This window comes from Rhizobium sp. BE258 (assembly GCF_031457345.1).
GTDB lineage: Bacteria > Pseudomonadota > Alphaproteobacteria > Rhizobiales > Rhizobiaceae > Rhizobium.
In genome coordinates this window covers 154,664-179,713 of the sequence record NZ_JAVDWL010000005.1, presented here as the reverse complement: position 1 = coordinate 179,713, position 25,050 = coordinate 154,664, and the positions used below count along the sequence as shown (strand labels likewise).

Below are 25,050 nucleotides of genomic sequence, written 5' to 3'. Positions count from 1 at the left end.
TTAGATCAAATTTGGGCGGAGCATGCCTTCAAAGGAGCGACAAAAGGCTTTGCTCATCCGGCATCGCGGCTGTCCGGATATTTTTCCTGAGGCCGCCGGGGACGGCAGTTGCCACGGCTTCGCTAAGGCAAAACAGCTTGGCAACTGTGAGCCAGACAGGTGTGGATTCGGCTGTGAAGAGCTCGAAGAACGCCAGCGCCGCCTCGCGGGAATAGAAGAGGGCGGCTTCCGCCGGCGCCCTAGCCAGCTGTTCGATCTGAGCGGGATCGATGGTGACCGGCTGCATGCGATAGCAGACGGCAACATCGATCTGTAATTCGAGTTCAGCCGCCCGTTTTTCGAATGTTTCGGCGCGCGGGGCGCCAGCCAGATAGGTGATGACACCGTTTGCCTGACCAGCAATCAGCTCCGCCAGATCACTGCCATCGCCGGTGCTTGCGGAGACCGAGGTGAAGCCTGCCGCGTCTGCCGCCTCGGCGCTCGCCGCGCCAACGCAGAATACCGGCCGGGTGAGGTGGCGTGCCAGTTCGCCGGATCTTGCGGTCAGGGACCGAACGGCCTCTGCGCTGGTAATCGCGATCGGGCCGTCATGCGCATCCAATGCCTCGATCGCAGCATCACTGTCGTGACGCGGTTCTGACAGAGGCAGAAGCGAGGGCTCATGGCCCATGGCCCGCAATCGCTGTGCCGTTCGTTCCCCCTGACACTGCGGGCGGGTGACGAGCACGCGCATGGAGACTAGTTCCAGTCGTCGAAGAACGTGGTTCCCGCACGGTCGCGAACGTCCTGCCCGGCTCGGGTTCCGAGCGCCGCGGCATCACGGCGGTTGCCGTCAATGGTGATCGCGTGCTGGTGGCGTCCGTCCGGGGTGATGATCAGGCCGGAGAACTTGATCTGATCGCCTTCGCAGATCGCATAGCCGCCGATCGGCGTGCGACAGGAGCCGTCAAGGGCGCCGAGAAAGGCGCGCTCGCAGGAAACCGCATCGAAGGTCGCCGGATCGTTGATAGCGGCGAGCAAATTGTCCATCCGCTCGTCGCCGATGCGGCTTTCGATGGCGATCGCGCCCTGCGCGGGGGCTGGCGGGAACGTATCGGGGTCGAGAATATCCGTCAGCACATCGACCTTGCCGAGGCGCTTCAGACCAGCGAGAGCAAGCAGCGTCGCGTCGACCTGACCTTCGGCCAGCTTGCGCAGGCGGGTATCGACGAGACCGCGGAAGGTGATGACATTGATATCCGGGCGCATGCGGCGGATCAGTGCCTGACGGCGCAGCGACGAGGAACCGACGGTCGCGCCGTGCGGCAGATCGATCAGCTTTGCAGCCGTGCGGCCGATCACCGCGTCGCGGATGTCCTCGCGCGGCATGAAGGCGGAGAGATAGAGCCCCTCCGGCAGCGTGGTTGCCATGTCCTTCGCCGAATGCACGGCGAAATCGAGCTCGCCGATCGCCAGCTTTTCTTCGAGTTCCTGGGTGAAAAGGCCCTTGCCGCCGATCTCGGAAAGAGAACGGTCGGTGATGCGGTCGCCGGTCGTGGTCAGCACCACGATCTCGAACATTTCCTCCGGCAGGCCATGCGCGGCCATCAGCCTGTCGCGGGCTTCGTGTGCCTGGGCAAGCGCCAGCGGGCTGCCCCGCGTACCGATCCGGAAAGGTTTTGTTTGCATCCGCTTTGATCCGTTGTTACCGGAAGTCTCGTATCCGGGTTTCCGCCCCATCGCAATCAACGATCAGGTTTCATGGCTCCCTTTCTACGCATCCTCGGCATCGAAACAAGCTGCGACGAGACCGCGGCTGCGGTGGTCGAACGCGATGCGGAAGGCCGCTCGAATGTGCTTTCCGACGTTGTGCTCAGTCAGCTTGACGAGCATAGCGCCTATGGTGGCGTGGTTCCCGAGATCGCGGCGCGCGCTCATGTCGAAGCGCTGGACACGCTGATCGAAGAGGCGCTGCAGCGCGCCAATGTGTCGCTGGCCGATGTCGATGCCATTGCTGCGACGTCGGGTCCGGGGCTTATCGGCGGGCTTCTGGTTGGGCTGATGACCGGCAAGGCAATCGCACGGGCGGCGGGAAAGCCGCTCTATGCCGTCAACCATCTCGAGGGGCATGCGCTGACGGCGCGGCTGACCGATGGGCTTTCCTTCCCCTATCTGATGCTGCTCGTTTCCGGCGGCCACACGCAGCTCATCCTCGTGCGCGGCATCGGCCAGTACGAGCGCTGGGGAACGACGATCGACGACGCGCTCGGCGAAGCCTTCGACAAGACGGCGAAGCTGCTGGGGCTGCCCTATCCTGGCGGTCCCGAAGTGGAGAAGGCGGCGAAATCGGGCAATCCCGATCGCTTTTCCTTTCCGCGCCCGCTGGTCGGCGAGGCCCGCCTCGACTTTTCCTTTTCCGGTCTGAAGACCGCCGTTCGCCAGGCGGCAACCGAGATTGCACCTGTCTCGACGCAGGATATTGCCGATATCTGCGCTTCCTTCCAGAAAGCGATTTCGCGCACGCTGAAGGACCGGATCGGGCGCGGGCTGCAGCGTTTCAAAACCGAGTTTCCACACATTGAGGGCCAGCCGGCGCTGGTGGTTGCGGGCGGTGTTGCGGCCAATCAGGAAGTTCGCGGCACGCTGCAAGCGCTCTGCGGCACGCATGGCTTCCGCTTCATCGCGCCGCCGCTCCGGCTTTGCACCGATAATGCCGTGATGATCGCCTGGGCCGGACTGGAGCGAATGGCGATCGGCGTGGCGCCTGATGATCTCGACGTTCAGCCGCGGTCGCGCTGGCCGCTCGATTCCAATGCCGAGGCATTGGTCAATTACGGAAAACGCGGAGCCAAGGCATGAGCGAGCGGATTGCAGTCATCGGTGCCGGTGCGTTCGGAACCGCGCTTGCCGCGGTCATCGCGCTCACTGGCCGTAGCGCCGTGACGCTTGTCGGCCGGGATCCGGCACTGATGGCCGATCTGGCGGCCGAGCGGCTGCACGATGCGGCACTGCCGGGAATTGCGCTGCCCGAAGCGCTGGAATTTTCCGCAGAAGCGGACGCCATCCGCGACGCGTCGATCGTCCTCTTCGCTATGCCGTCGCAAGCGCAGGCCGATGCCGCGCGCCAGTATGGTCCTTATCTGGCTAAGGATGCTCTCGTCGTCACCTGTGCCAAAGGCATCGAACGCGCGACCGGCGCGTTGCTGACCGACATGCTGGAACGGGAGCTTCCGGCTCATCGTGTCGCCGTGCTCTCTGGTCCCGGTTTTGCGGCCGATATCGCCAAGGGCCTGCCGACGGCGATGGCGATCGCGGCCGCGGATATGGATGTTGCCGAGCGGCTGGCGCAGGCGATCTCAGGCCGCACCTTCCGACTTTATGCATCCGACGACCGCACAGGCGTGCAGCTCGGGGGCGCGCTGAAGAATGTTCTCGCCATTGCCTGCGGCATCGGCGAGGGCCGCGGTATCGGCGATTCCGCCCGCGCGGCGCTGATTGCCCGCGGGCTTGCGGAAATGTCGCGGCTGGTTGCCGCCAAGGGCGGACAGGCGGATACGGTTCGCGGGCTCTCGGGGCTCGGCGATCTGGTACTCACAGCCACCAGCCATCAATCGCGCAACCTGCGCTTCGGCATCGCCCTCGGCCGCGGCGAACAGGCCGATCCTGCACGCGGCCAGCTGGTCGAGGGCGCTTTTGCCGCTGCCGTTGCCTCGCGGCTGGCTGGCGAGCTTGGCGTTGACATGCCGATCACCGACGCTGTCTCGGCGATCATCGAGGGCAAGCTCAGGATTGCCGAGGCCATTGAAAAATTGATGACACGTCCGATCACCACCGAATAGGAGACTGACATGCTTTTCGCCCTTCTCTGCAAGGACAAGCCAGGCCATCTGAACGTGCGCATGGAAACGCGTCCTGTTCATGTCGAGTATCTCAACAAGCTGAATGCCGAAGGCAAGCTGGCGATTGCCGGTCCGTTCCTCGATGCCGATGGCAAACCGAACGGCAGCCTTGTGATCGTCAAGGCCGACAGCCTGGAAGCCGCCAAGGCGCTTGGCGAAGCAGACCCTTATGCCAAAGCCGATTTGTTCGAGAGCGTCGAGGTGAAGCCCTATAACTGGGTCTTCAACAATCCGGAGGCTTGAGATGGCGCACTGGCTTTACAAGTCCGAGCCGGCTGCCTGGTCCTGGGAGCAGCAGAAGGCTGCAGGCGAGAAGGGGACGGAGTGGACGGGTGTCCGCAACTACCTCGCCCGCAACAACATGCGGGCCATGCAGATCGGTGACAAGGGCTTCTTCTACCATTCCAATGATGGACTGGAGATTGTCGGGATCGTCGAAGTCTGCGCTCTCTCGCATCCGGATTCCTCGGCCAAGGGCGACCCCAAATGGGATTGCGTCGATATCCGCGCCGTCATGGATGTGCCGAAGCCGGTGACGCTGAAGGATGTGAAGGCGAGCGAGAAGCTGTCGAAGATGTCGCTGGTGACGTCCATGCGCCTGTCCGTGCAGCCGGTGACCGACGAAGAGTGGCTCGAAGTCTGCCGCATGGGCGGTATCGACAACCCGCCGCGCTGACCGCTCTTGAAGACCGATCCGGAACTCTTCATCCGCGCCAATACCAGCTTGATGGCGCCGCCGCATGTGCCGGAGATCCGGCTGCATCTGGCGAGCGAGGCTCATGAGCTATGGTTGAAGACGGAAGAGGAGCTTGCGGAGATCGGTCTGCCGCCGCCGTTCTGGGCGTTCGCCTGGGCCGGCGGGCAGGGGTTGGCGCGCTATATTCTCGACCATCCTGATACGGTCAGTGGCGCGCAGGTGCTTGATTTCGCGACCGGTTCTGGCCTCGTCGCGATCGCCGCGACGATGGCTGGAGCGGCTGGCGTTGCCGCCGCTGATATCGATCCCTGGGCTCGGACTGCCGTGCGGCTCAACGCGGCGGCAAACCAGGTTGCGATCGGCTTCGAAGGCTCAGACATTGTCGGCGCGGACGTTGGTGCGAATATCGTGCTCGCAGGCGACGTGTTTTACGATCGCGGATTTGCCGATGCGTTGCTGCCGTGGTTCGAGCGGCTGGCGAAAGATGGCAAGACGGTGCTGGTCGGCGATCCCGGCCGTGCCTACCTGCCGAAAGACCGGCTGGAATTCTGCGCCGTCTACGAAGTGCCGGTCACCCGGGCGCTCGAGGATAGCGAAGTCAAGAAGACGACGGTCTGGCGCTTCAGGGCCTGATCACGCAGACATTCGCCTCGTATTCGCAAGGGTCATCCTGGATCGCGACATCGATCACTTTGGCCTTCGGCCCGAGGGTGGCGGTTCTGGGTGCCGCATAGATCGCGTAGCCGCTGGCGCCGATATAGGTGCCGCCATCGACGTCATAGGCATAAGAACCAGCATAGGTGCCGTTATAGGCCGGACCGTTGTTCACCGGTGCGGCGGCGTTGCTGCCCTGAATGGTGTAGCCGTTGTAGACAGGCGAGAACTGTCGCAGTCTGACATAGCGCTGATGGCCGTCACGGCGGTCGCGATCGCCATGCCATTGATAGCCGCTGGTCCAATGGACCATACCGCGACCGTGATGCGGAAAGCGTTCGCCGGCGGCGGCAGGCAGCGCCATCAAGGCGCCGAGCATGAGCGGAATGGCTTTCGAAAAACGCGTGACCATCGGCTGTCTTCCTCGCAAAATGCGATCGTTAACAAATCGTTAACGGCAGCTTGCTTCAAAACTTCCCGTATGTCCACTTGAGCGATGAAAAATCAGGATAAAATCTGAGTACCGGAAGCCAGTTTTGCTTTGCAGCAACTTCCCGGTAACGCGAATCGATTAAATTAAAAGCGGACGGCGATTGTGCTTGTCGTCCGGGGCTTCGGTGATTAAACGTCGCCATTGATGCAACGCACACAGACAATTTTGTCATTCCTGTGGTTGCCTTGAAATGCTCCGTATTCCGGAAGCGCAGAGAAGACGCCGCGAGGTTCTGATGGCGAATGTGACAAATAACCGGCCCCTGTCGCCGCATTTGCAAATTTACAAACCAATCCCCACCATGATCATGTCGATCGTCCACCGCATTACCGGTGGCGCTCTCTATGTCGGCACGCTGCTGATCGCCTGGTGGCTGATCGCGGCTGCGACGGGACAGTCGAATTACGACTGGGCCAACTGGGTGCTCGGCAGCATCATCGGCAAGCTCGTGCTGCTCGGCTACACCTGGGCGCTGATCCACCACATGCTCGGCGGTTTCCGCCACTTCATGTGGGATCTCGGCCATGGTTTCGGGAAGGAATTCTCCACCAAGCTCGCCATCGCCAATCTGATCGGATCGCTCTGTCTGACCGTGCTGGTCTGGGTGATCGGCTTCGTCATTCGTTAAAGGTCGCTCTCATGGATATGCGTACCCCGCTCGGTAAGGTTCGCGGCCTCGGCTCCGCCAAGGAAGGCACCGATCATTTCTGGCGCCAGCGCCTCACCGCGGTCGCCAACGTGCCGCTGTTTCTGTTCTTCATCATCTTCATGCTGGTTCATGCCGGCCAGCCCTATGCAGACGTGGTTCACGCGCTGTCGAACCCGTTCGTTGCCGTCATCATGGGTCTGATGATCATCTCGGGCGTTATTCACATGAAGCTCGGCATGCAGGTCATCATCGAGGATTATGTTCACACCGAATGGCTGAAGATCGTCAGCCTGATGCTGAACACCTTCTTCTCGATCCTGATCGCCGGCCTCTGTCTTTTCGCCATTCTGAAAATTGCATTCGTAGGATAACCGCATCATGGCACCCTCTTCACCCGCTCAGAATGGGAAGGCCTACAAGTACGTCGATCACTCTTATGATGTGATCGTCGTCGGCGCCGGCGGCGCCGGTCTTCGCGCCACGCTCGGCATGGCCGAACAAGGTTTCCGCACCGCCTGCATCACCAAAGTATTCCCGACACGCTCGCACACGGTCGCGGCGCAGGGCGGCATCGCCGCCTCGCTGCAGAACATGACGCCTGATAGCTGGCAGTGGCACCTCTACGACACCGTCAAGGGCTCCGACTGGCTCGGCGACGTCGACGCCATGCAGTATCTGACCATGGAAGCGCCGAAGGCGGTCTATGAGCTCGAGCATTACGGCGTGCCGTTCTCGCGTAACGAGGAAGGCAATATCTACCAGCGCCCGTTCGGCGGCCACATGCAGAATTTCGGCGAGGGCCCGCCGGTACAGCGTACCTGCGCCGTTGCCGACCGTACCGGCCACGCCATCCTGCACACGCTCTATGGCCAGTCGCTGCGCAATAACGCCGAATTCTTCATCGAGTATTTCGCGCTCGACCTGATCATGTCCGAGGATGGCAGCCGTTGCACCGGCGTCGTTGCCTGGAACCTCGATGACGGCACGATCCATCGCTTCGCCGCCAAAATGGTGGTGCTGGCGACCGGCGGTTATGGCCGCGCCTATTTCTCGGCGACATCGGCTCATACCTGCACCGGCGACGGTGGCGGCATGGTGGCCCGCGCGGGCCTGCCGCTGCAGGACATGGAATTCGTCCAGTTCCACCCGACCGGCATCTACGGCTCCGGCTGTCTGATCACCGAAGGCGCACGCGGCGAAGGCGGTTACCTCGTGAATTCCGAGGGCGAACGCTTCATGGAACGCTACGCCCCTTCGGCGAAGGACCTCGCCTCGCGTGACGTCGTCTCGCGCTGCATGACGCTGGAAATTCGCGAAGGCCGCGGCGTCGGCAAGGCCAAGGACCATATCTTCCTGCATCTCGACCATCTCGATCCGGCGGTTCTGCACGAGCGTCTGCCGGGGATTTCCGAGAGCGCCAAGATCTTTGCCGGTGTCGATGTGACGCGCGAGCCGATCCCGGTTCTGCCGACCGTCCACTACAATATGGGCGGCATTCCGACCAATTATTGGGGCGAAGTGCTGAATGCCGACTCGAGCAATCCGGAACGCGTCATCCCCGGCCTGATGGCCGTCGGTGAAGCCGGCTGCGCCTCGGTGCACGGCGCCAACCGTCTCGGTTCCAACTCGCTGATCGACCTCGTGGTCTTCGGCCGTGCCGCGGCGATCCGCGCAGGCGAGGTCATCGACCGCGCATCCCCGGTTCCGCATCTGAACGTTGCTGCCTGCGACAAGATCATGGACCGCTTCGACACGCTGCGGAACGCCAGCGGCGGCACGCCGACGGCCGTTCTGCGCGAGAAGATGCAGCGCGCCATGCAGGAAGACGCCGCCGTGTTCCGTACGCAGGAATCGCTGGAATCCGGCTGCCGCCGCATCTCGGCGATCTGGGGCGAGATGAAGGACATCAAGGTCACCGACCGCTCGATGATCTGGAACTCCGACCTCGTCGAAACGCTGGAGCTGCAGAACCTGATGGCCAACGCCATCACGACGATCTACGGCGCCGAAGCCCGCAAAGAGAGCCGCGGCTCGCATGCGCGCGAAGACTACACGGAAGGCGCATTCGCTGGTCGCGACGATGTCAACTGGCGCAAGCACACGCTTGCCTGGGTCAATGACGCAGGCGACGTCAAGCTCGACTACCGCCCGGTTCACACCGAGCTGATCGCAGAGGGCATCGATCCCAAGAAGATCGCGCCCAAGGCTCGTGTGTACTAAGAGGAACCGGACATGGTAGAACTCGCTCTCCCCAAGAACTCCCAGATGCGCGAAGGCAAGGTGTGGCCGAAGCCTGCCGGTGCCAAGAATACCCGCGAATTCCGCGTTTACCGCTGGAGCCCGGATGATGGCCAGACGCCGTCGATCGATACGTTCTATATCGATATCGACGATTGCGGCCCGATGGTTCTCGACGGTCTGCTCTATATCAAGAACAAGATCGACCCGACGCTGACGCTGCGCCGCTCCTGCCGCGAAGGCATCTGCGGTTCCTGCGCCATGAATATCGACGGCACGAATACGCTGGCCTGCACCAAGGGTCTCGACGATATCAAGGGCACGGTGAAGATCTATCCGCTGCCGCATATGCCTGTCGTCAAGGATCTGGTCCCTGATCTCTCCAACTTCTATGCCCAGCATCGCTCGATCGAGCCCTGGCTGAAGACGGTGTCGCCGACGCCTGCCAAGGAATGGAAGCAGAGCCACGAGGACCGCCAGAAGCTCGATGGCCTCTACGAATGCATTCTCTGCGCCTGCTGCTCGACCTCCTGTCCGAGCTACTGGTGGAACGGCGACCGCTATCTCGGTCCGGCTGTTCTGCTGCAGGCCTATCGCTGGCTGATCGACTCCAGAGATGAAGCGACCGGAGAGCGTCTCGACAACCTCGAGGATCCCTTCCGCCTCTACCGCTGCCACACGATCATGAACTGCGCGCAGACTTGCCCGAAGGGTCTGAACCCCGCCAAGGCAATCGCCGAGATCAAGAAGATGATGGTCGAGCGCCGGGTCTGATCGGCATAGCTTTTCGAACGGCGCCTTCGGGCGCCGTTTCACTCTCCGGGCAAGGCTGGAAAGTGCTTGAGAATTTGCGCTGATCACCGTGCTGACAAATTCTCCCTTCAGAAGTGCGGCCGCACGGCTTGAATTGCCTTCGTTCCGGCACAGATGCTGTCACGGGCAATTTACGGGTGTGCTCACTTGATTAACCAAAGTGAAATACGTTAATTCGAAAATTAGTCTGATGACTACTTTTGATGCGGCAAGGCGGATATTCGGGAGCCTCAAGATGCAGTTGCGATATGCGATGACGGGTGTGGCGGTTGTTCTGTCACTCGCTGGCTGCCAGCGTACGGCCTATGACAATGCGAGCTACAGCAGCCAGCCGGCACCGCTGACCGCGCAGCCTGTACCGTCGGTGCAGGGCGGGCAGCTGCCTCCTCCGGGCGGCGCTTCGCAGTTCCCCGCGGCGCCGACCGCGGCCCCGGCAGCTCCGGCAGCACCGGGCGCCATGGCTGCAAACGCTCTCGATGTCACCAAGGAATCGATGGTCGGCAGCTGGCGCGTTAACGGCGGCTGCGACATGTTCCTGACGCTGACCAATCTCGGCAGCGGTTCGCGTGGCGGCACGCGCGGTTGCACGGGCGAGCTGACGGCGATGGGCTCCTGGGAAGTTTCCGGCAAGCAGGTTCTGCTCAAGGACCGCAGCGGCAACCAGATCGGCAGCGTCTACAAGACGGCTGACAATAGCTTCTCCGGCCAGACCAATGGCGGCCAGCCGATCACTCTCAGCCGGTAATCGCGCCGGCGGCGCGTCCGCCGGTCACGCATAGGCGGACCAGCCCTCATGCAGCCAATGCCAGACTACGCCCTGAGCGTCAGCGAACAGTTGAAGTCGCTGACGGCCTCGGGTTCTCTTCAGATCGATTCCGCGCAGATGGATGTTGCCAAGAGCCTCGACCGGGTTCTGTCGCAGCTGAAGCAACGCCGTCCTGCCGCCAAATCGAGCGCTCTCGGCTGGCTGTTCGCTTCCAAGAAGAAATCCGAGCCCGGGATCAAGGGCCTTTACATCCATGGCAGCGTCGGCCGCGGCAAGACGATGCTGATGGACATGTTCTTCGGCATGGCGCCCTGCAAGAAGAAGCGGCGGGCGCATTTTCACGAATTCATGGCCGATGTGCACAATCGCATCGCCGCTCATCGCCAGAAGCTCAAGGACGGCGAGACCAAGCAGGCCGATCCGATTCCGCCGGTGGCGGCTTCGCTCTATGAGGAAGCTGAACTCCTCTGCTTCGACGAGTTCACCGTCACCGATATCGCCGATGCGATGATCCTGTCGCGGCTGTTTTCGGAGCTGTTCGCCAAGGGCTGCGTGCTGATCGCAACCTCGAATGTCGAGCCTGACAATCTCTACAGGGATGGCCTCAATCGAGGGCTTTTCCTGCCGTTCGTCGAGCTTCTGAAGAAGAATGTCGATGTCGTCACGCTCGACTCGCCGACCGACTACCGGATGGAAAAGCTGAACAGCCAGCCGGTCTACCTGACGCCGATCGACGCGCGCACCGATATGGCCATGGATGCGTCGTGGACGCAGATGCTGCATGGACGCAAGGCACAGCCGGTGGATATCCCGATGAAGGGGCGCTCGATCCATGTGCCGCTCGCCGTCGACCGGATTGCGCGCTTCAGCTTTGCCGATCTCTGCGACAAGCCGCTCGGCGCTGCGGACTTTCTGGCGATCGCAGGCCGGTTCGATACCGTTTTCGTCGATCGCATTCCGCTTCTGACGGCGGACAAGCGAAATCAGGCCAAACGCTTCATCATTCTCGTCGATACCCTATATGACCATGGCGTGCGTCTGCATGCCTCGGCGGCGGCCATGCCGGAACAGTTGCTCGCCGAGCGGCGCGGCACCGAGGGCTTCGAGTTCGATCGTACCGCGTCGCGTCTCTTTGAGATGCGCAGCGCCGAATATCTTGCGCTGCATCATCAAAAGACCGCCGCCGAGTAACAATTTGGTGACAAATTGATTTACGTTTACGTAAGAATTTTGACATCTAAACGATTGAAAATGCTACACCAAAAATAACACATTGCCATTTTTGGGCTTTGGGTCTATGCGATTGCGGCATTGGACGACGCCGCGGCGCGCCGCCCGACCGATTATATTCGCAAAGGAAAAGCGAAATGGCGCGTAATAAGATCGCACTCATTGGTTCTGGCATGATTGGTGGCACGCTGGCGCATCTCGCCGGCCTCAAGGAACTCGGCGATATCGTTCTGTTCGACATTGCCGACGGTATCCCGCAGGGCAAGGGCCTCGATATTTCCCAGTCGTCCCCGGTCGAAGGCTTCGACGTCAACCTGACCGGTGCCAGCGATTACTCCGCGATCGAAGGTGCTGATGTCTGCATCGTCACCGCAGGCGTTGCCCGCAAGCCGGGCATGAGCCGCGACGATCTTCTTGGCATCAACCTGAAGGTCATGGAGCAGGTCGGCGCCGGCATCAAGAAATATGCCCCGAACGCTTTCGTCATCTGCATCACCAACCCGCTCGACGCGATGGTCTGGGCGCTGCAGAAGTTCTCCGGCCTCCCGGCCAACAAGGTCGTCGGCATGGCCGGCGTTCTGGACTCTTCGCGTTTCCGCCTCTTCCTCTCCAAGGAATTCAACGTTTCCGTTCAGGACGTCACCGCCTTCGTTCTCGGCGGTCACGGCGACACCATGGTGCCGCTCGCCCGTTACTCGACCGTCGGCGGCATTCCGCTGACCGACCGCGTCACCATGGGTTGGGTCACCAAGGAACGCCTCGAAGAAATCATCCAGCGCACCCGTGATGGCGGCGCAGAAATCGTCGGCCTGCTCAAGACCGGTTCGGCCTATTATGCTCCGGCTGCTTCGGCGATCGAAATGGCTGAATCCTACCTCAAGGACAAGAAGCGCGTTCTGCCTTGCGCAGCGCAGCTGACCGGCCAGTACGGCGTCAAGGACATGTATGTCGGCGTTCCCACGGTCATCGGTGCCGGTGGCGTCGAGCGCGTCATCGAGATCGACCTCAACAAGGCCGAAAAGGAAGCCTTCGACAAGTCGGTCGCCGCTGTCGCCGGTCTTTGCGAAGCCTGCATCAACATTGCGCCTGCGCTGAAGTAGTTCCCGCGCGCCCCCACGCAATTCAAACAGGAATAGATCCATGAATATTCATGAATACCAGGCCAAGGCTCTCTTGAAGGGCTATGGCGCGCCGGTCGCAAGCGGCGTGCCGATCCTCAAGGCCGAGGAAGCCGAGGCTGCTGCAAAGTCGCTTCCGGGCCCGCTCTACGTCGTCAAGAGCCAGATCCATGCTGGCGGCCGCGGCAAGGGCAAGTTCAAGGAACTCGGCCCCGACGCCAAGGGCGGTGTCCGCCTTGCCAAGTCGATCGAAGAGGTCGTTGCTCACGCCAAGGAAATGCTCGGCAACACGCTGGTAACGGCGCAGACGGGCGAAGCCGGCAAGCAGGTCAACCGTCTCTACATCGAAGACGGCGCCGACATTGCCCGCGAACTCTACTGCTCGCTGCTCGTTGATCGCTCCGTCGGTCAGGTTGCCTTCGTCGTTTCGACCGAAGGCGGCATGGACATCGAAGCCGTTGCTCACGACACGCCTGAGAAGATCCACACGATCGCCATCAACCCGGAAGCCGGTGTGACGGCTGCCGATGTCGCTGCCATTGCCAAGGCTCTGGAGCTCGACGGCGCTGCGGCCGAAGATGCCAAGTCGCTGTTCCCGGCGCTCTACAAGGCGTTCAACGAAAAGGACATGGCGCTCCTCGAGGTCAACCCGCTGATCGTCATGAAGGACGGTCATCTGCGCGTTCTCGACGCCAAGATGTCTTTCGACGGCAACGCGCTGTTCCGCCATGACGACGTCAAGGCGCTGCGCGACGAGACCGAAGAAGACGCCAAGGAAATCGAAGCCTCCAAGTGGGACCTCGCCTACGTTGCCCTCGACGGCAATATCGGCTGCATGGTCAATGGTGCCGGTCTCGCCATGGCGACGATGGACATCATCAAGCTGTACGGCAAAGAGCCGGCAAACTTCTGCGACGTCGGCGGTGGCGCCGGCAAGGAGAAGGTCGCGGCTGCGTTCAAGATCATCACTGCCGACCCCAAGGTCGAAGGCATCCTCGTCAACATCTTCGGTGGCATCATGAAGTGCGATGTCATCGCTGAAGGCGTCGTCGCTGCCGTGCAGGAAGTCGGTCTGAAGGTTCCGCTCGTCGTTCGCCTCGAAGGCACCAATGTCGAGCTCGGCAAGAAGATCCTCAACGAATCCGGTCTCGCGATCACGGCTGCTGACGATCTTGACGATGCGGCCAAGAAGATCGTCGCGGCGATCAACGCCTAATTTGAGGACCTATACATGTCTATTCTCGTCAACAAGAATACCAAGGTTCTCGTTCAGGGCCTGACCGGCAAGACCGGCACCTTCCACACCGAACAGGCGCTTGCCTACTACGGCACGCAGATGGTCGGCGGCATTCACCCGAAGAAGGGTGGCGAAACCTGGACCGGCTCCAAGGGCGAAAGCCTGCCGATCTTCGCATCGGTTGCCGAAGCCAAGGAACGCACCGGCGCTGACGCATCGGTCATCTACGTTCCGCCGGCAGGCGCAGCAGACGCGATCATCGAGGCAATCGACGCCGAGATCCCGTTCATCACCTGCATCACCGAAGGCATCCCGGTCATGGACATGGTCCGTGTCAAGGCTCGCCTCGACAAATCCAAATCGCGCCTGCTCGGCCCGAACTGCCCAGGCATCCTGACGCCGGAAGAATGCAAGATCGGCATCATGCCGGGCTCGATCTTCCGCAAGGGTTCGGTCGGTATCGTTTCCCGTTCGGGCACGCTCACCTATGAAGCCGTCTTCCAGACGTCGAACGAAGGCCTCGGCCAGACGACGGCTGTCGGCATCGGCGGCGACCCGGTCAAGGGCACCGAGTTCATCGACGTGCTCGAGATGTTCCTGGCCGATCCGGCGACGACCTCGATCATCATGATCGGCGAAATCGGCGGCGCTGCTGAAGAAGATGCAGCGCAGTTCCTGATCGACGAAGCCAAGAAGGGCCGCAAAAAGCCGATGGCAGGCTTCATCGCCGGCCGTACCGCTCCGAAGGGCCGCACCATGGGCCACGCCGGTGCAGTCGTTTCCGGCGGCAAGGGCGATGCGGAATCGAAGATCGCTGCCATGGAAGCAGCCGGCATCAAGGTGTCGCCGTCCCCGGCCCGCCTCGGCAAGACGCTGGTTGAAGTCCTCAAGGGCTGAACCGACATATAGACCCGGGCGGCGGATCGCATCTGCCGTCGCCGCCCGGCTGACTTTCGAATGCAGATGTGCCGCGGACAGGCGGTAAATTGGAATGCGGCAGCCGGCGAGATGGCCGGCAAATTCATCTTAGTCAGGAGGCGGGCAGAAGCGCCCGCGTAACACCATGGCACGGCAAGAAGCCAACGAGCAGTTTCAGATCACTTCGTTTCTGGATGGCGCCAACGCTGCCTATATCGAGCAGCTCTACGCCCGTTATGAAGAAGATCCGTCGTCGGTCGACGAACAGTGGCAGGCCTTTTTCAAGGCGCTGGACGATGATCCGAGCGACGTGAAGAAGGCAGCCAAGGGTGCATCCTGGCGCAAGAAGCACTGGCCGATCCCGGCCGGCGGCGATCTCGTCTCGGCGCTCGACGGCGACTGGGGCATTGTCGAGAAGGTCATCGAGACCAAGGTCAAGGCGAAGGCCGAAGCATCCGGCAAGCCGAGCGACGGCGCCGACATCATCCAGGCGACGCGCGACTCCGTGCGCGCCATCATGATGATCCGTGCCTACCGCATGCGCGGACATCTGCACGCCAAGCTCGACCCGCTCGGCATCGCCGCGCCGGTCGAGGATTATCACGAGCTTTCGCCTGAGAATTACGGCTTTACCGCCGCCGATTACGATCGCAAGATCTTCATCGACAACGTTCTCGGCCTCGAATACGCGACTTTGCGTGAGATGATCGAGATCCTCGAGCGCACCTATTGCTCGACGCTCGGCGTCGAATTCATGCATATCTCGAACCCGGAAGAGAAGTCCTGGATCCAGGAACGCATCGAAGGTCCGGACAAGGGTGTGGCTTTCACGCCCGAGGGTAAGAAGGCGATCCTGCAGAAGGTCATCGAAGCCGAAGGCTACGAGCAGTTCCTCGACGTCAAGTTCAAGGGCACCAAGCGTTTCGGTCTCGACGGCGGTGAATCGCTGATCCCGGCGCTTGAGCAGATCCTGAAGCGCGGCGGCAACCTCGGCCTCAAGGAAGCCGTGTTCGGCATGGCCCATCGCGGCCGCCTGAACGTGCTCTCCCAGGTCATGGGTAAGCCGCACCGCGCCATCTTCCACGAATTCAAGGGCGGTTCTTACGCACCTGACGAAGTCGAAGGTTCGGGCGACGTGAAGTACCATCTCGGTGCTTCCTCCGACCGCGAATTCGACGGCAACAAGGTCCACGTTTCGCTGACGGCAAACCCGTCGCATCTCGAAATCGTCGATCCCGTCGTCATGGGCAAGGCCCGCGCCAAGCAGGATATGGGTGCCACCGTCTGGGACGGCGACACCATTCCGTTGACCGAACGCGCCAAGGTTCTGCCGCTGCTGATCCATGGTGACGCGGCCTTCGCCGGCCAGGGCGTCATTGCCGAAATCCTCGGCCTGTCCGGTCTGCGCGGTCACCGCGTTGCCGGTACGATGCATGTCATCATCAACAACCAGATCGGCTTCACCACCAATCCGGCCTTCTCGCGTTCGTCGCCCTATCCGTCCGACGTCGCCAAGATGATCGAAGCGCCGATCCTGCACGTCAACGGCGACGATCCGGAAGCGGTTGTCTACGCCGCCAAGATCGCCATGGAATTTCGCATGAAGTTCCACAAGCCTGTCGTCCTCGACATGTTCTGCTACCGCCGCTACGGCCACAACGAAGGCGACGAGCCATCCTTCACGCAGCCGAAGATGTATAAGGTCATCCGCGGCCACAAGACCGTGCTGCAGATCTATGCCGAGCGTCTCGTTGGCGAAGGCCTTCTCACCGAAGGCGAAGTCGAGAAGATGAAGGCCGACTGGCGCGCCCATCTCGAGCAGGAGTTCGAGGCTGGCCAGAGCTACAAGCCGAACAAGGCCGACTGGCTGGACGGTGAGTGGTCGGGCCTGCGCACGGCTGACAATGCCGACGAGCAGCGCCGCGGCAAGACCGCCGTTCCGATGAAGCAGCTGAAGGAAATCGGCCGCAAGCTGGCTGAAATTCCTGAGGGCTTCCATGCGCACCGGACGATCCAGCGCTTCATGGAAAACCGCGCCAACATGGTTCAGTCGGGTGAAAACATCGACTGGGCGATGGCCGAAGCGCTGGCTTTCGGTTCGCTGGTGACGGAAGGCCACAAGATCCGCCTGTCGGGTCAGGACTGCGAACGCGGCACCTTCTCGCAGCGTCACTCTGTCCTCTACGATCAGGAAACGGAAGAGCGCTACATTCCGCTTGCTAACCTGTCGCCGACCCAGGCCCGCTACGAAGTCATCAACTCGATGCTTTCGGAAGAAGCGGTCCTCGGCTTCGAATACGGTTACTCGCTGGCCCGTCCGAACGCGCTGACCCTCTGGGAAGCCCAGTTCGGCGACTTCGCCAACGGTGCACAGGTCGTCTTCGACCAGTTCATCTCGTCGGGCGAACGCAAGTGGCTGCGCATGTCCGGTCTCGTCTGCCTTCTGCCGCACGGCTATGAAGGCCAGGGTCCGGAGCACTCCTCGGCTCGCCTGGAGCGCTTCCTTCAGCTCTGCGCCGAAGACAACATGCAGGTCGCCAACGTCACGACGCCGTCGAACTACTTCCACATCCTTCGCCGTCAGCTGAAGCGCGACTTCCGCAAGCCGCTGGTGCTGATGACGCCGAAGTCGCTGCTGCGCCACAAGCGCGCGGTCTCGACGCTGGCCGAAATGGCGGGTGAGTCCTCCTTCCACCGTCTCCTGTGGGACGATGCCGAAGTCATCAAGGACGGCCCGATCAAGCTGCAGAAGGATGCCAAGATCCGCCGCGTCGTGCTCTGCACCGGCAAGGTCTATTACGACCTGCTCGAAGAGCGCGAAAAGCGCGGCATCGACGATGTCTACCTGCTGCGCGTCGAACAGCTCTATCCGTTCCCGGCCAAGGCGCTCATCAACGAGCTCAGCCGCTTCCGGAACGCCGAGATGGTCTGGTGCCAGGAAGAGCCGAAGAACATGGGTGCATGGTCGTTCATCGACCCGTATCTGGAATGGGTTCTCGCCCATATCGATGCGAAGTATCAGCGCGTCCGCTACACGGGCCGCCCGGCCGCCGCTTCGCCGGCAACGGGCCTGATGTCCAAGCACCTGTCGCAGCTCGCCGCATTCCTTGAGGATGCGTTGGGCGGCTGATCCAACGAACGAACAACGATCGAAACAAACTGATCAACGGAAACCAAAATCATGGCCACAGAAATCCGCGTTCCAACTCTCGGTGAATCCGTCAGCGAGGCGACAGTCGGCACCTGGTTCAAGAAGGTCGGCGATGCCATCAAGGCGGACGAGCCGATCCTCGAGCTTGAAACCGACAAGGTGACCATCGAAGTCCCGGCGCCTGCCTCCGGCACGCTGTCCGAAATCGTTGCCCAGGCCGGCGAGACGGTCGGCCTTGGCGCGCTGCTCGGCCAGATCGCCGCAGGTGCTGCTGCAGCAGCCCCGGCTGCTGCTCCCGCCGCCGCCGCACCGGCCAAGGTTGCCGAGCCGGTTGCTGCCGCAGCCCCGGCTGCCGCTGCTGCACCGTCCTCCATGCCGCCGGCACCGGCTGCTGCCAAGATGCTTGCTGAAAACAACATCGCTGCCGAGCAGGTCGATGGTTCCGGCAAGCGCGGCCAGGTTCTGAAGGGCGATGTCATCGCTGCCGTCGCCAAGGGCATTTCCGCTCCGGCTGCGGCTGCACCGGCCGCCGCTCCGGTGGCTGCACGTGCGCCGTCGACCGTTCAGGATGCCGGCCGCGAAGAGCGCGTGAAGATGACGCGTCTGCGCCAGACGATCGCCAAGCGCCTGAAGGATGCCCAGAACACGGCTGCCATGCTGACCACCTATAACGAGGTGGACATGAAGGCCGTCATGGACCTGCGCGCCAAGTACAAGGACGTCTTCGAAAAGAAGCATGGCGTGAAGCTCGGCTTCATGGGCTTCTTCACCAAGGCCGTGACCCACGCGCTGAAGGAACTCCCGGCTGTGAACGCGGAGATCGACGGCACCGACATCATCTACAAGAACTTCTGCCACGTCGGCATGGCTGTCGGCACGGACAAGGGTCTTGTCGTTCCGGTCATCCGTGACGCGGACCAGATGTCGATCGCCGAAATCGAAAAGGACCTCGGCCGTCTTGCCAAGGCTGCCCGCGACGGTTCGCTGTCGATGGCCGACATGCAGGGTGGCACGTTCACGATCACCAACGGTGGCGTCTACGGTTCGCTGATGTCCTCGCCGATCCTGAACGCTCCGCAGTCGGGTATCCTCGGCATGCACAAGATCCAGGACCGTCCTGTTGTCGTCGGCGGCCAGATCGTCATCCGTCCGATGATGTATCTCGCGCTCTCTTATGACCACCGTATCGTTGACGGCAAGGAAGCGGTGACCTTCCTCGTTCGCGTCAAGGAAAGCCTGGAAGATCCGGAACGTCTGGTTCTCGATCTCTAAGCGGAGCAAATCCGATGCGGAACCGGATCAGGCAGGCGGCATTCGCGCTCTTGGGCGCAGCCGCAGTGCATCTTCCGGTTCCGGCTTTCGCCGCAGCCTGGGATATCAGCAAGGCGAGCAGCAATTTCGACCTGGTTTCGCTGGATGACGCCGCACTTGCCGAACGCAAGATCACCGTCGTCAAGATGGGCGACGTGCAGCTGACCTCCGGACATATCATCGCCGCCGATCCGCTGGCGCAGCCGGACCGCCCGGCCTTCATCCGGACCGTCCCTCCCGGCAACTATCCTGTCACTCTCTATCAGGCCTTCGGCCGCGTCGCTGCGGCCAGCATGCGCTTCGGCGAAGGCAAGCCTGCGCGCTGGGAGATGGCGGCGATCCCCGGCCAGGATCCGGCGGCGCTGAAGGACGACGAGATCCTCGGCTATCCTGTCGATGCCGGTCTCGGTTCCTACATGGATGCCGATACGCTGAAGCTTCTTGAGGAGCGGGCGGAAACGGAACAGGCGGCAAAGCCGGACGAAGATGTCAATTACTACGACGTCATCGCCCCTGAATTGAATGCCAATGGCGGCCGCTTCGCGCTGCATTCGCCGGTATCAGGCAAGCCCGGCAATGTGGCGATCTTCTGGAGCGGTTGGGGCGATGGTTTTTATCCGGTCTTCTGGGGACTCGCTGAAGACGGTCATCCTCTGGTGATGTTGACCGACTTCTACGTGATCGAAAATTCCGATGGGCGGAAGGAGCCGGTGGCGCAATGAGCAAGAGATCGAGCCTTGCAGCACTCGTTGCGGCTTCTGTGCTGATGCTGCCCGGTTTTGCCGCGGCGGCAGACTGCCCGCTGTCGAACGCCGTCTATGCGGATCGTGACGGCACCTATCAGCTGAAATTCTCGCCGCTGAATTCCGATGCTGCGGCCGCCAGCAATCAGTTCAAGATGACGATGAAGGACAGCAAGGCGGTGCTTGATGGCTATGTCATGCCTTCCGAAGATCCGGCCCGGACGATCGGCATGGTGATGTTCAATTGCCCCGAAGGCGATGCGACGGGGGCTGATCTCGACGCCTGCACCATCTGGCAGGGTCCGGTCTATGGCGTCGACGACAAGGGCGCGATCGACAACCTTCCAGGCGAAAAATCGAATGCTGTTGCCAGCATCGTGCTGCCTGCGATCGGTCCGGCGCTGCGCGATTCATCGATCCTCGGCGAGGGCAAGCAGGCCGTCGCACCCTGGGATGTCTTTTCCTTCAAGGAGTGCGTGAAGTGAGCGATGCTCCCGTTCTTCTCGTCACCGGCGGAAGCCGCGGTATCGGCGCTGCGGTCTGCAGGCTCGCGGCGAGCCAGGGATGGCGCGTTGCCGTCAACTACGCTTCCAATGCGGCAGCTGCCGAAAGCGTTGTCAGCGAGATCAAAAGCAAGGGTGGCGATGCTATCGCCATCAAGGGCGACGTCGGAAGTGCGGTAGACATTACCGCTATGTTTCAGGCCGTCGACCGGCATTTCGGCCGTCTCGATGGCATGGTCAACAATGCCGGCATCGTCGACCAGCCGCAGCGTGTCGATGAGATGAGCGTCGAGCGCATCGAGCGCATGATGCGTATCAATATCACCGGTTCCATTCTTTGCGCTGCGGAAGCGGTGCGCCGGATGTCGACCCGCCATGGCGGCAAGGGTGGCTCGATCGTCAATATTTCGTCGATGGCCGCGATCATCGGCTCGCCGTCGCAATATGTCGACTACGCCGCGTCGAAAGCCGCGATCGATACGTTCACCATCGGTCTGGCGCGCGAAGTCGCGACCGAGGGCGTCCGGGTCAACGCCATCAGGCCCGGTATCATCGATACCGATATCCATGCATCCGGCGGTCTACCCGACCGCGCCCGGGACATGGCCTCTTCCATCCCGATGCAGCGTCCGGGAACGGCCGCGGAAGTCGCGGATGCTGTGCTTTATCTCCTGTCTTCGAATTCATCCTATGTGACCGGCGCCATCATGAATGTGAGCGGCGGGCGATAGGCTTCCATTTCCTGACCAACGAACGAATAAAAGGAAAAGAACAATGGCTTACGATGTGATCGTTATCGGAACCGGCCCTGGCGGTTATGTCGCGGCAATCAAGGCGGCTCAGCTCGGCCTGAAGGTTGCGGTCGTCGAAAAGCGCGCGACCTATGGCGGCACCTGCCTCAACGTCGGCTGCATCCCCTCCAAGGCGCTGTTGTACGCCTCCGAGATGTTCCATCAGGCCGCCCATGGCATGGATGCGCTCGGCATCGAGGTTGCGGCACCGAAGCTCAATCTTGAAAAGATGCTGGCGCACAAGGATGCGACGGTGAAGTCGAATGTCGATGGCGTCGCCTTCCTGTTCAAGAAGAACAAGATCGATGCCTTCCAGGGCACCGGCAAGATCGTCTCGGCAGGCAAGGTTTCCGTAACCGCCGAAGACGGCAAGGTGCAGGAACTCGAAGGGAAGAACATCGTCATCGCCACTGGTTCCGACGTTGCCGGCATTCCGGGCGTCAAGGTCGATATCGACGAGAAGATCATCGTCTCCTCGACGGGTGCGATCGCGCTTGAGAAGGTTCCGGAGACCATGATCGTCGTTGGCGGCGGTGTCATCGGCCTAGAGCTCGGCTCGGTCTGGTCGCGCCTCGGCGCCAAGGTCACCGTCATCGAATATCTCGACAAGATCCTCGGCGCGATGGACGGCGACGTTTCCAAGCAGTTCCAGCGCATGCTCGGCAAGCAGGGCATCGAGATCAATCTCAGCGCCAAGGTTACCGGCGTCGAGAAGGGTGGCAAGGGCGCGAAGGTTACCTTCGAGCCGGTCAAGGGCGGCGATGCGCAGACCGTTGAAGCCGACGTCGTGCTGATCTCGACCGGCCGCATTCCCTACACGGCTGGCCTCGGCCTCGAAGAAGCCGGCGTCAAGCTCGACAACCGCGGGCGCGTCGAAATCGACGGCCACTTCAAGACCAATGTCGAAGGCATCTACGCGATCGGCGACGTGGTTAAGGGTCCGATGCTGGCACACAAGGCTGAAGACGAAGGCGTCGCACTCGCCGAAATCCTCGCCGGCCAGCACGGCCATGTGAACTACGACGTCATCCCGAGCGTCGTCTACACCCAGCCTGAAGTCGCCTCCGTCGGCAAGACCGAGGAAGAGCTGAAGGCCGCTGGCATCGCCTACAAGACCGGCAAGTTCCCGTTCACCGCCAACGGCCGCGCCCGCGCGATGCTGGCGACCGACGGTTTCGTGAAGATCCTGTCGGACAAGGAAACCGACCGCGTCCTCGGCGGCCACATCGTCGGCTTCGGCGCCGGCGAAATGATCCACGAGATCGCCGTTCTGATGGAATTCGGCGGCTCCGCCGAAGACCTCGGCCGCACCTGCCACGCGCATCCGACCATGTCGGAAGCCGTGAAGGACGCGGCGCTGGCGGCGTTCTTCAAGCCGATCCATATGTAAGGTTGGTCAGCTACTGCCGGAGAAACCGCGGTCCGACAGGGCCGCGGCTTTTTTGCGCCCGGCATTCCTGAAAGCTTGAGGCCGTAGCCCCCTCACCCTGCCCTCTCCCCGAGGGGAGAGGGGGGTGTTAGCGCAAGAGGCATCCTCGACTTTCCCTTCTCCCCAGCGGGGAGAAGGTGGCCTGGAGGGCCGGATGAGGGGGGCTCCGCGTGAGACGCATCGCGATCTTTTGCAGACATCGAATCTCTTCTCGCCGCGCAGACGCGCGGCGGCTGGATTCATGTGATGGGCACGGGAATGAGGGACGATGTGGGGTGCGCCGGGAAAGTTTCCGGCTCAATTCACCGCAGTAACCGTAAAGCCCTGCTTACGCAGCAGCTGGATCACGCCCTGATCGCCCGGCAGGTGCAGGGCGCCGACGGCCATGAAGACGTTGCCGTTGGCGAGGATCGGTGCGGCTCGGTCGGCCATCACCTTGTTGCGGTCGAGGATGATGCGCTGTTCGAAGGCGGCGTAGTCGCCGTCACCACCCTCTTCGGGAGAGACGGTCTTCAGCATCGGGATGGTCATGCCGACGTCGCCCGAGAGATAGAGGTCGGTCATGGTTTCGACGACGTCGTTCATCTTCGGACCGAGTTCCAGCGTTTCGATCAGCGATTTCAGATGGAATTCCATCGGCAGCTCGGCCATCGCCTGCAGCTGTTCGGCCAACGTTTCGAGGCCCTTGACCTGCTTGCCCTGCTTGATGGCATCGGCGGCGATTTTCTGGTCGAGAAACTGCACGCCCTTGGCCTTGCGGGCGATTTCGCAGGCGGGCAGGGCAACCGCACTGGCGATCATCCACGGGCGCATGCGGGATACGGCAGAAAGCGGGATGCCGCGCTGCTTCAGTCCAGCGTCGAGACGGGCATAGTCTTCGGGCGACAGAAGTTTGTCGATCGTGGTGCCATCGGTGAACATGGTCAGATCGGGGCGGGCGAGGAGCGCGGCGGCGGCCTTCCTCTCGTCGAGAATTTCGTCGGATTCGATGACGATCGTATCGGCGCCGTCATGCGCTGCCTGGGCGTAGGCCGGAAGGTTCAGCACGCGGGGATCGGTGACGTGCATGCTGCCGAGCAGCCAGGACGGTTTCAGGCCCTGCTTTTCAATCTTCCAGAAGATACCCTTGCCGTTCGGAACAGCGTCGGCTTCCTTGACGACTTCGGCGTAGCGGGCCGGGTCGCTCTGCTTCAGCTCGGCCATCAGGTCCTTGCCGGAGCAGCTGTCATCGGCGGCGGTAGCGGGCGAAACGGAGAAGAGAACGGCGAGCAAGGCTGCGGCCAGCAGCATATGGAAGGCCGCGATCAGCCAGAGCAGGATGTTGCCCGGCTGCGCGATCTGCAGTCTGCGGTGGCCGATGGAAATCGTCATGATTGGTGGTTCCGCTCGCGGTGCTTGATCAGTCTCATGCTCTACGCCGCCTTCGCGCATATTCCTTTAAGGGAATGCGTTAACGAATGATTACGCCCTTGGATGGGCACGATCATAGACTTCGAGCAGCCGGGCCGAATCGACGCCGGTATAGACCTGGGTGGTGGAAAGGCTGGCGTGGCCGAGGAGTTCCTGGATGGTGCGCAGATCGCCGCCGCCTGCCAGGAGATGCGTTGCGAAGGAGTGACGCAGCGCATGCGGCGTTGCGGTTTCTGGCAGGCCGAAGGCGCTGCGCATCGTCTGCATCGTGCGCTGGATGATTGCCGGCTGCAGCTTGCCTCCGCGGGCGCCGCGGAAGAGCGGCTCGGATGGTTCAAGATGGAACGGGCAAAGCGCGCGGTATTTACCGATCGCCTCGCCGACGATGGCAAGCAGGGGGACCAGGCGTGTCTTGTTGCCTTTACCGGTGATGCGCAGTGACGTTGCGCCGGCGTGGAAATCTCCAGGTGTCAGATCGAGCGCTTCGGAGATGCGCAGGCCGCAGCCGTAAAGCAGTGTCATGACGGCGGCGTCGCGGGCGGCAATCCAGGGCTCGTCATGCATCTGCGCCTCGTTGCTGACGACGGTGACGGCCTGACGGTCGGAAAGCGGTTTCGGCAGCGATTTCGGCTGTTTCGGTGAGCGCACCGCGCTGGCACCTGCAGCGTTCACCAAACCCTTCTTTTCGAGATAGCGCAGCAGCGAGCGCAGACCGGCGAGATTGCGGCCGAGCGAGCGGGCGCCCGATCCTACCTTGCGGCGGGCGGCCAGGAAGGCGCGGAAATCGGCAGGGCGCAACGCCTGGATATCGCCCAGCGTCGTGGGGCCGCCGAGATGGCCGGTGAGGAAGGTCAGAAACTGGCGGCTGTCGCGTTCGTATGCATCCAGCGTGTGAGCCGAAAGACGGCGCTCGCTGGCGAGGCTCATAAGCCAGGCACTGCGTTCGGCCATCAGCCGCGGATCGGCAATAATCAGAAGTTCGTTCACGGCGGCGGCCTTGATTTTGGTGTTCGTTGCCGAT

The 25,050-nt window shown here is 61.9% G+C and carries 25 protein-coding genes; 20 read left to right on the top strand and 5 right to left on the bottom strand.

All coding sequences use genetic code 11. From position 1 onward, the window contains the following. Positions 1 to 28: 28 nt before the first annotated feature. Together J2X43_RS19160 and hemC are read right to left on the bottom strand one after the other, a co-directional pair. The gene (locus J2X43_RS19160) at positions 29 to 733 is read right to left on the bottom strand and encodes a uroporphyrinogen-III synthase (RefSeq protein ID WP_310296314.1); all 705 of its coding nucleotides are present in this window, start codon (positions 731 to 733) and stop codon (positions 29 to 31) included. 5 nt (positions 734 to 738) lie between these two features. Then, positions 739 to 1,668 (bottom strand): hydroxymethylbilane synthase, encoded by a 930-nt coding sequence (hemC, locus tag J2X43_RS19155; protein ID WP_310296312.1) that lies wholly within the window; start codon positions 1,666 to 1,668, stop codon positions 739 to 741. A 72-nt stretch (positions 1,669 to 1,740) separates the two neighbouring features. Between hemC and tsaD the strand changes: the two genes are divergently transcribed. From tsaD to J2X43_RS19130, 5 genes are read left to right on the top strand one after another with little or no spacing between them, the layout of a single operon-like run. Further along, positions 1,741 to 2,838: a tRNA (adenosine(37)-N6)-threonylcarbamoyltransferase complex transferase subunit TsaD gene (gene tsaD, locus J2X43_RS19150; RefSeq protein ID WP_310296309.1), complete on the top strand. Its 1,098-nt coding sequence runs from the start codon at positions 1,741 to 1,743 to the stop codon at positions 2,836 to 2,838. Beyond that, entirely contained in the window at positions 2,835 to 3,818 is a 984-nt protein-coding gene (locus J2X43_RS19145; RefSeq protein WP_310296307.1) for an NAD(P)H-dependent glycerol-3-phosphate dehydrogenase, read from the top strand. Before tsaD ends, J2X43_RS19145 begins: the two co-directional genes overlap by 4 nt. Before the next feature lie 9 nt (positions 3,819 to 3,827). Next, the gene (locus J2X43_RS19140; protein WP_310296305.1) at positions 3,828 to 4,121 is read left to right on the top strand and encodes a YciI-like protein; all 294 of its coding nucleotides are present in this window, start codon (positions 3,828 to 3,830) and stop codon (positions 4,119 to 4,121) included. Between the two features lies 1 nt (position 4,122). Beyond that, on the top strand, positions 4,123 to 4,554 hold the full coding sequence (locus J2X43_RS19135; protein ID WP_310296303.1) for an EVE domain-containing protein: 432 nt from the start codon (positions 4,123 to 4,125) through the stop codon (positions 4,552 to 4,554). A 6-nt stretch (positions 4,555 to 4,560) separates the two neighbouring features. Continuing rightward, positions 4,561 to 5,208, top strand: coding sequence for a methyltransferase (locus J2X43_RS19130; protein WP_310296301.1), 648 nt, complete (start codon positions 4,561 to 4,563; stop codon positions 5,206 to 5,208). On the opposite strand, the gene J2X43_RS19125 is transcribed toward J2X43_RS19130, so the two are convergent. Beyond that, the gene (locus tag J2X43_RS19125; protein WP_310296299.1) at positions 5,198 to 5,641 is read right to left on the bottom strand and encodes a hypothetical protein; all 444 of its coding nucleotides are present in this window, start codon (positions 5,639 to 5,641) and stop codon (positions 5,198 to 5,200) included. The two genes, J2X43_RS19130 and J2X43_RS19125, sit on opposite strands and share 11 nt — an antisense overlap. Before the next feature lie 316 nt (positions 5,642 to 5,957). On the opposite strand from J2X43_RS19125, the gene sdhC reads away from it, so the two are divergent. The 15 genes from sdhC (at position 5,958) to lpdA (ending at position 22,580) form a co-directional block, all read left to right on the top strand. Next, positions 5,958 to 6,350, top strand: coding sequence for a succinate dehydrogenase, cytochrome b556 subunit (gene sdhC / locus J2X43_RS19120; RefSeq protein ID WP_112517952.1), 393 nt, complete (start codon positions 5,958 to 5,960; stop codon positions 6,348 to 6,350). 11 nt (positions 6,351 to 6,361) lie between these two features. Continuing rightward, positions 6,362 to 6,742: a succinate dehydrogenase, hydrophobic membrane anchor protein gene (gene sdhD, locus J2X43_RS19115; RefSeq protein WP_310296297.1), complete on the top strand. Its 381-nt coding sequence runs from the start codon at positions 6,362 to 6,364 to the stop codon at positions 6,740 to 6,742. Between the two features lie 7 nt (positions 6,743 to 6,749). After that, complete coding sequence (gene sdhA / locus J2X43_RS19110; RefSeq protein WP_310296295.1) at positions 6,750 to 8,591, top strand: succinate dehydrogenase flavoprotein subunit; 1,842 nt, start codon at positions 6,750 to 6,752, stop codon at positions 8,589 to 8,591. Positions 8,592 to 8,603: 12 nt separating this feature from the next. Then, complete coding sequence (locus J2X43_RS19105; RefSeq protein WP_112517747.1) at positions 8,604 to 9,383, top strand: succinate dehydrogenase iron-sulfur subunit; 780 nt, start codon at positions 8,604 to 8,606, stop codon at positions 9,381 to 9,383. Positions 9,384 to 9,657: 274 nt separating this feature from the next. Further along, positions 9,658 to 10,167, top strand: coding sequence for a protease inhibitor Inh/omp19 family protein (locus tag J2X43_RS19100; protein WP_310296292.1), 510 nt, complete (start codon positions 9,658 to 9,660; stop codon positions 10,165 to 10,167). A gap of 48 nt (positions 10,168 to 10,215) precedes the next feature. Continuing rightward, positions 10,216 to 11,379, top strand: coding sequence for a cell division protein ZapE (gene zapE / locus J2X43_RS19095; protein ID WP_310296290.1), 1,164 nt, complete (start codon positions 10,216 to 10,218; stop codon positions 11,377 to 11,379). A gap of 176 nt (positions 11,380 to 11,555) precedes the next feature. Next, the gene (gene mdh / locus J2X43_RS19090; RefSeq protein ID WP_310296288.1) at positions 11,556 to 12,518 is read left to right on the top strand and encodes a malate dehydrogenase; all 963 of its coding nucleotides are present in this window, start codon (positions 11,556 to 11,558) and stop codon (positions 12,516 to 12,518) included. Positions 12,519 to 12,558: 40 nt separating this feature from the next. Continuing rightward, positions 12,559 to 13,752, top strand: a complete 1,194-nt coding sequence (sucC, locus tag J2X43_RS19085; RefSeq protein ID WP_310296285.1) for an ADP-forming succinate--CoA ligase subunit beta — start codon at positions 12,559 to 12,561, stop codon at positions 13,750 to 13,752. A gap of 15 nt (positions 13,753 to 13,767) precedes the next feature. After that, positions 13,768 to 14,670: a succinate--CoA ligase subunit alpha gene (gene sucD, locus J2X43_RS19080; protein WP_112385776.1), complete on the top strand. Its 903-nt coding sequence runs from the start codon at positions 13,768 to 13,770 to the stop codon at positions 14,668 to 14,670. Between the two features lie 166 nt (positions 14,671 to 14,836). Continuing rightward, a complete protein-coding gene (locus J2X43_RS19075; RefSeq protein ID WP_112444581.1) occupies positions 14,837 to 17,821 on the top strand; it encodes a 2-oxoglutarate dehydrogenase E1 component in 2,985 nt (994 codons plus the stop codon). A gap of 51 nt (positions 17,822 to 17,872) precedes the next feature. Beyond that, on the top strand, positions 17,873 to 19,114 hold the full coding sequence (gene odhB, locus J2X43_RS19070) for a 2-oxoglutarate dehydrogenase complex dihydrolipoyllysine-residue succinyltransferase (RefSeq protein WP_112517745.1): 1,242 nt from the start codon (positions 17,873 to 17,875) through the stop codon (positions 19,112 to 19,114). Positions 19,115 to 19,128: 14 nt separating this feature from the next. Next, complete coding sequence (locus J2X43_RS19065; RefSeq protein ID WP_310296282.1) at positions 19,129 to 19,875, top strand: DUF4241 domain-containing protein; 747 nt, start codon at positions 19,129 to 19,131, stop codon at positions 19,873 to 19,875. After that, positions 19,872 to 20,381, top strand: a complete 510-nt coding sequence (locus J2X43_RS19060) for a hypothetical protein (RefSeq protein WP_310296281.1) — start codon at positions 19,872 to 19,874, stop codon at positions 20,379 to 20,381. Before J2X43_RS19065 ends, J2X43_RS19060 begins: the two co-directional genes overlap by 4 nt. Continuing rightward, positions 20,378 to 21,130: an SDR family oxidoreductase gene (locus J2X43_RS19055; RefSeq protein WP_310296279.1), complete on the top strand. Its 753-nt coding sequence runs from the start codon at positions 20,378 to 20,380 to the stop codon at positions 21,128 to 21,130. Before J2X43_RS19060 ends, J2X43_RS19055 begins: the two co-directional genes overlap by 4 nt. A gap of 43 nt (positions 21,131 to 21,173) precedes the next feature. Continuing rightward, a complete protein-coding gene (lpdA, locus tag J2X43_RS19050) occupies positions 21,174 to 22,580 on the top strand; it encodes a dihydrolipoyl dehydrogenase (protein ID WP_310296277.1) in 1,407 nt (468 codons plus the stop codon). A gap of 336 nt (positions 22,581 to 22,916) precedes the next feature. Here the strand turns inward: lpdA and J2X43_RS19045 are convergent, their stop codons facing one another. Together J2X43_RS19045 and J2X43_RS19040 are read right to left on the bottom strand one after the other, a co-directional pair. Then, complete coding sequence (locus J2X43_RS19045) at positions 22,917 to 23,990, bottom strand: TraB/GumN family protein (protein WP_310296275.1); 1,074 nt, start codon at positions 23,988 to 23,990, stop codon at positions 22,917 to 22,919. 90 nt (positions 23,991 to 24,080) lie between these two features. Next, the gene (locus J2X43_RS19040) at positions 24,081 to 25,016 is read right to left on the bottom strand and encodes a tyrosine recombinase XerC (RefSeq protein ID WP_310296273.1); all 936 of its coding nucleotides are present in this window, start codon (positions 25,014 to 25,016) and stop codon (positions 24,081 to 24,083) included. Between the last annotated feature and the right edge of the window lie 34 nt (positions 25,017 to 25,050).

Excerpts from the sequence above, each read along its gene's own strand:
- J2X43_RS19100 (WP_310296292.1), top strand. The coding sequence starts at position 9,658 with ATGCAGTTGCGATATGCGATGACGGGTGTGGCGGTTGTTCTGTCACTC.
- J2X43_RS19140 (WP_310296305.1), top strand. The coding sequence starts at position 3,828 with ATGCTTTTCGCCCTTCTCTGCAAGGACAAGCCAGGCCATCTGAACGTG.
- J2X43_RS19125 (WP_310296299.1), bottom strand. The coding sequence starts at position 5,641 with ATGGTCACGCGTTTTTCGAAAGCCATTCCGCTCATGCTCGGCGCCTTG.
- sucD (WP_112385776.1), top strand. The coding sequence starts at position 13,768 with ATGTCTATTCTCGTCAACAAGAATACCAAGGTTCTCGTTCAGGGCCTG.
- J2X43_RS19075 (WP_112444581.1), top strand. The coding sequence starts at position 14,837 with ATGGCACGGCAAGAAGCCAACGAGCAGTTTCAGATCACTTCGTTTCTG.
- J2X43_RS19045 (WP_310296275.1), bottom strand. The coding sequence starts at position 23,990 with ATGACGATTTCCATCGGCCACCGCAGACTGCAGATCGCGCAGCCGGGC.
- odhB (WP_112517745.1), top strand. The coding sequence starts at position 17,873 with ATGGCCACAGAAATCCGCGTTCCAACTCTCGGTGAATCCGTCAGCGAG.
- J2X43_RS19060 (WP_310296281.1), top strand. The coding sequence starts at position 19,872 with ATGAGCAAGAGATCGAGCCTTGCAGCACTCGTTGCGGCTTCTGTGCTG.
- zapE (WP_310296290.1), top strand. The coding sequence starts at position 10,216 with ATGCAGCCAATGCCAGACTACGCCCTGAGCGTCAGCGAACAGTTGAAG.
- J2X43_RS19065 (WP_310296282.1), top strand. The coding sequence starts at position 19,129 with ATGCGGAACCGGATCAGGCAGGCGGCATTCGCGCTCTTGGGCGCAGCC.
- sucC (WP_310296285.1), top strand. The coding sequence starts at position 12,559 with ATGAATATTCATGAATACCAGGCCAAGGCTCTCTTGAAGGGCTATGGC.
- tsaD (WP_310296309.1), top strand. The coding sequence starts at position 1,741 with ATGGCTCCCTTTCTACGCATCCTCGGCATCGAAACAAGCTGCGACGAG.
- lpdA (WP_310296277.1), top strand. The coding sequence starts at position 21,174 with ATGGCTTACGATGTGATCGTTATCGGAACCGGCCCTGGCGGTTATGTC.
- sdhD (WP_310296297.1), top strand. The coding sequence starts at position 6,362 with ATGGATATGCGTACCCCGCTCGGTAAGGTTCGCGGCCTCGGCTCCGCC.
- J2X43_RS19135 (WP_310296303.1), top strand. The coding sequence starts at position 4,123 with ATGGCGCACTGGCTTTACAAGTCCGAGCCGGCTGCCTGGTCCTGGGAG.
- J2X43_RS19160 (WP_310296314.1), bottom strand. The coding sequence starts at position 733 with ATGCGCGTGCTCGTCACCCGCCCGCAGTGTCAGGGGGAACGAACGGCA.
- sdhC (WP_112517952.1), top strand. The coding sequence starts at position 5,958 with ATGGCGAATGTGACAAATAACCGGCCCCTGTCGCCGCATTTGCAAATT.
- sdhA (WP_310296295.1), top strand. The coding sequence starts at position 6,750 with ATGGCACCCTCTTCACCCGCTCAGAATGGGAAGGCCTACAAGTACGTC.
- J2X43_RS19105 (WP_112517747.1), top strand. The coding sequence starts at position 8,604 with ATGGTAGAACTCGCTCTCCCCAAGAACTCCCAGATGCGCGAAGGCAAG.
- hemC (WP_310296312.1), bottom strand. The coding sequence starts at position 1,668 with ATGCAAACAAAACCTTTCCGGATCGGTACGCGGGGCAGCCCGCTGGCG.
- mdh (WP_310296288.1), top strand. The coding sequence starts at position 11,556 with ATGGCGCGTAATAAGATCGCACTCATTGGTTCTGGCATGATTGGTGGC.
- J2X43_RS19145 (WP_310296307.1), top strand. The coding sequence starts at position 2,835 with ATGAGCGAGCGGATTGCAGTCATCGGTGCCGGTGCGTTCGGAACCGCG.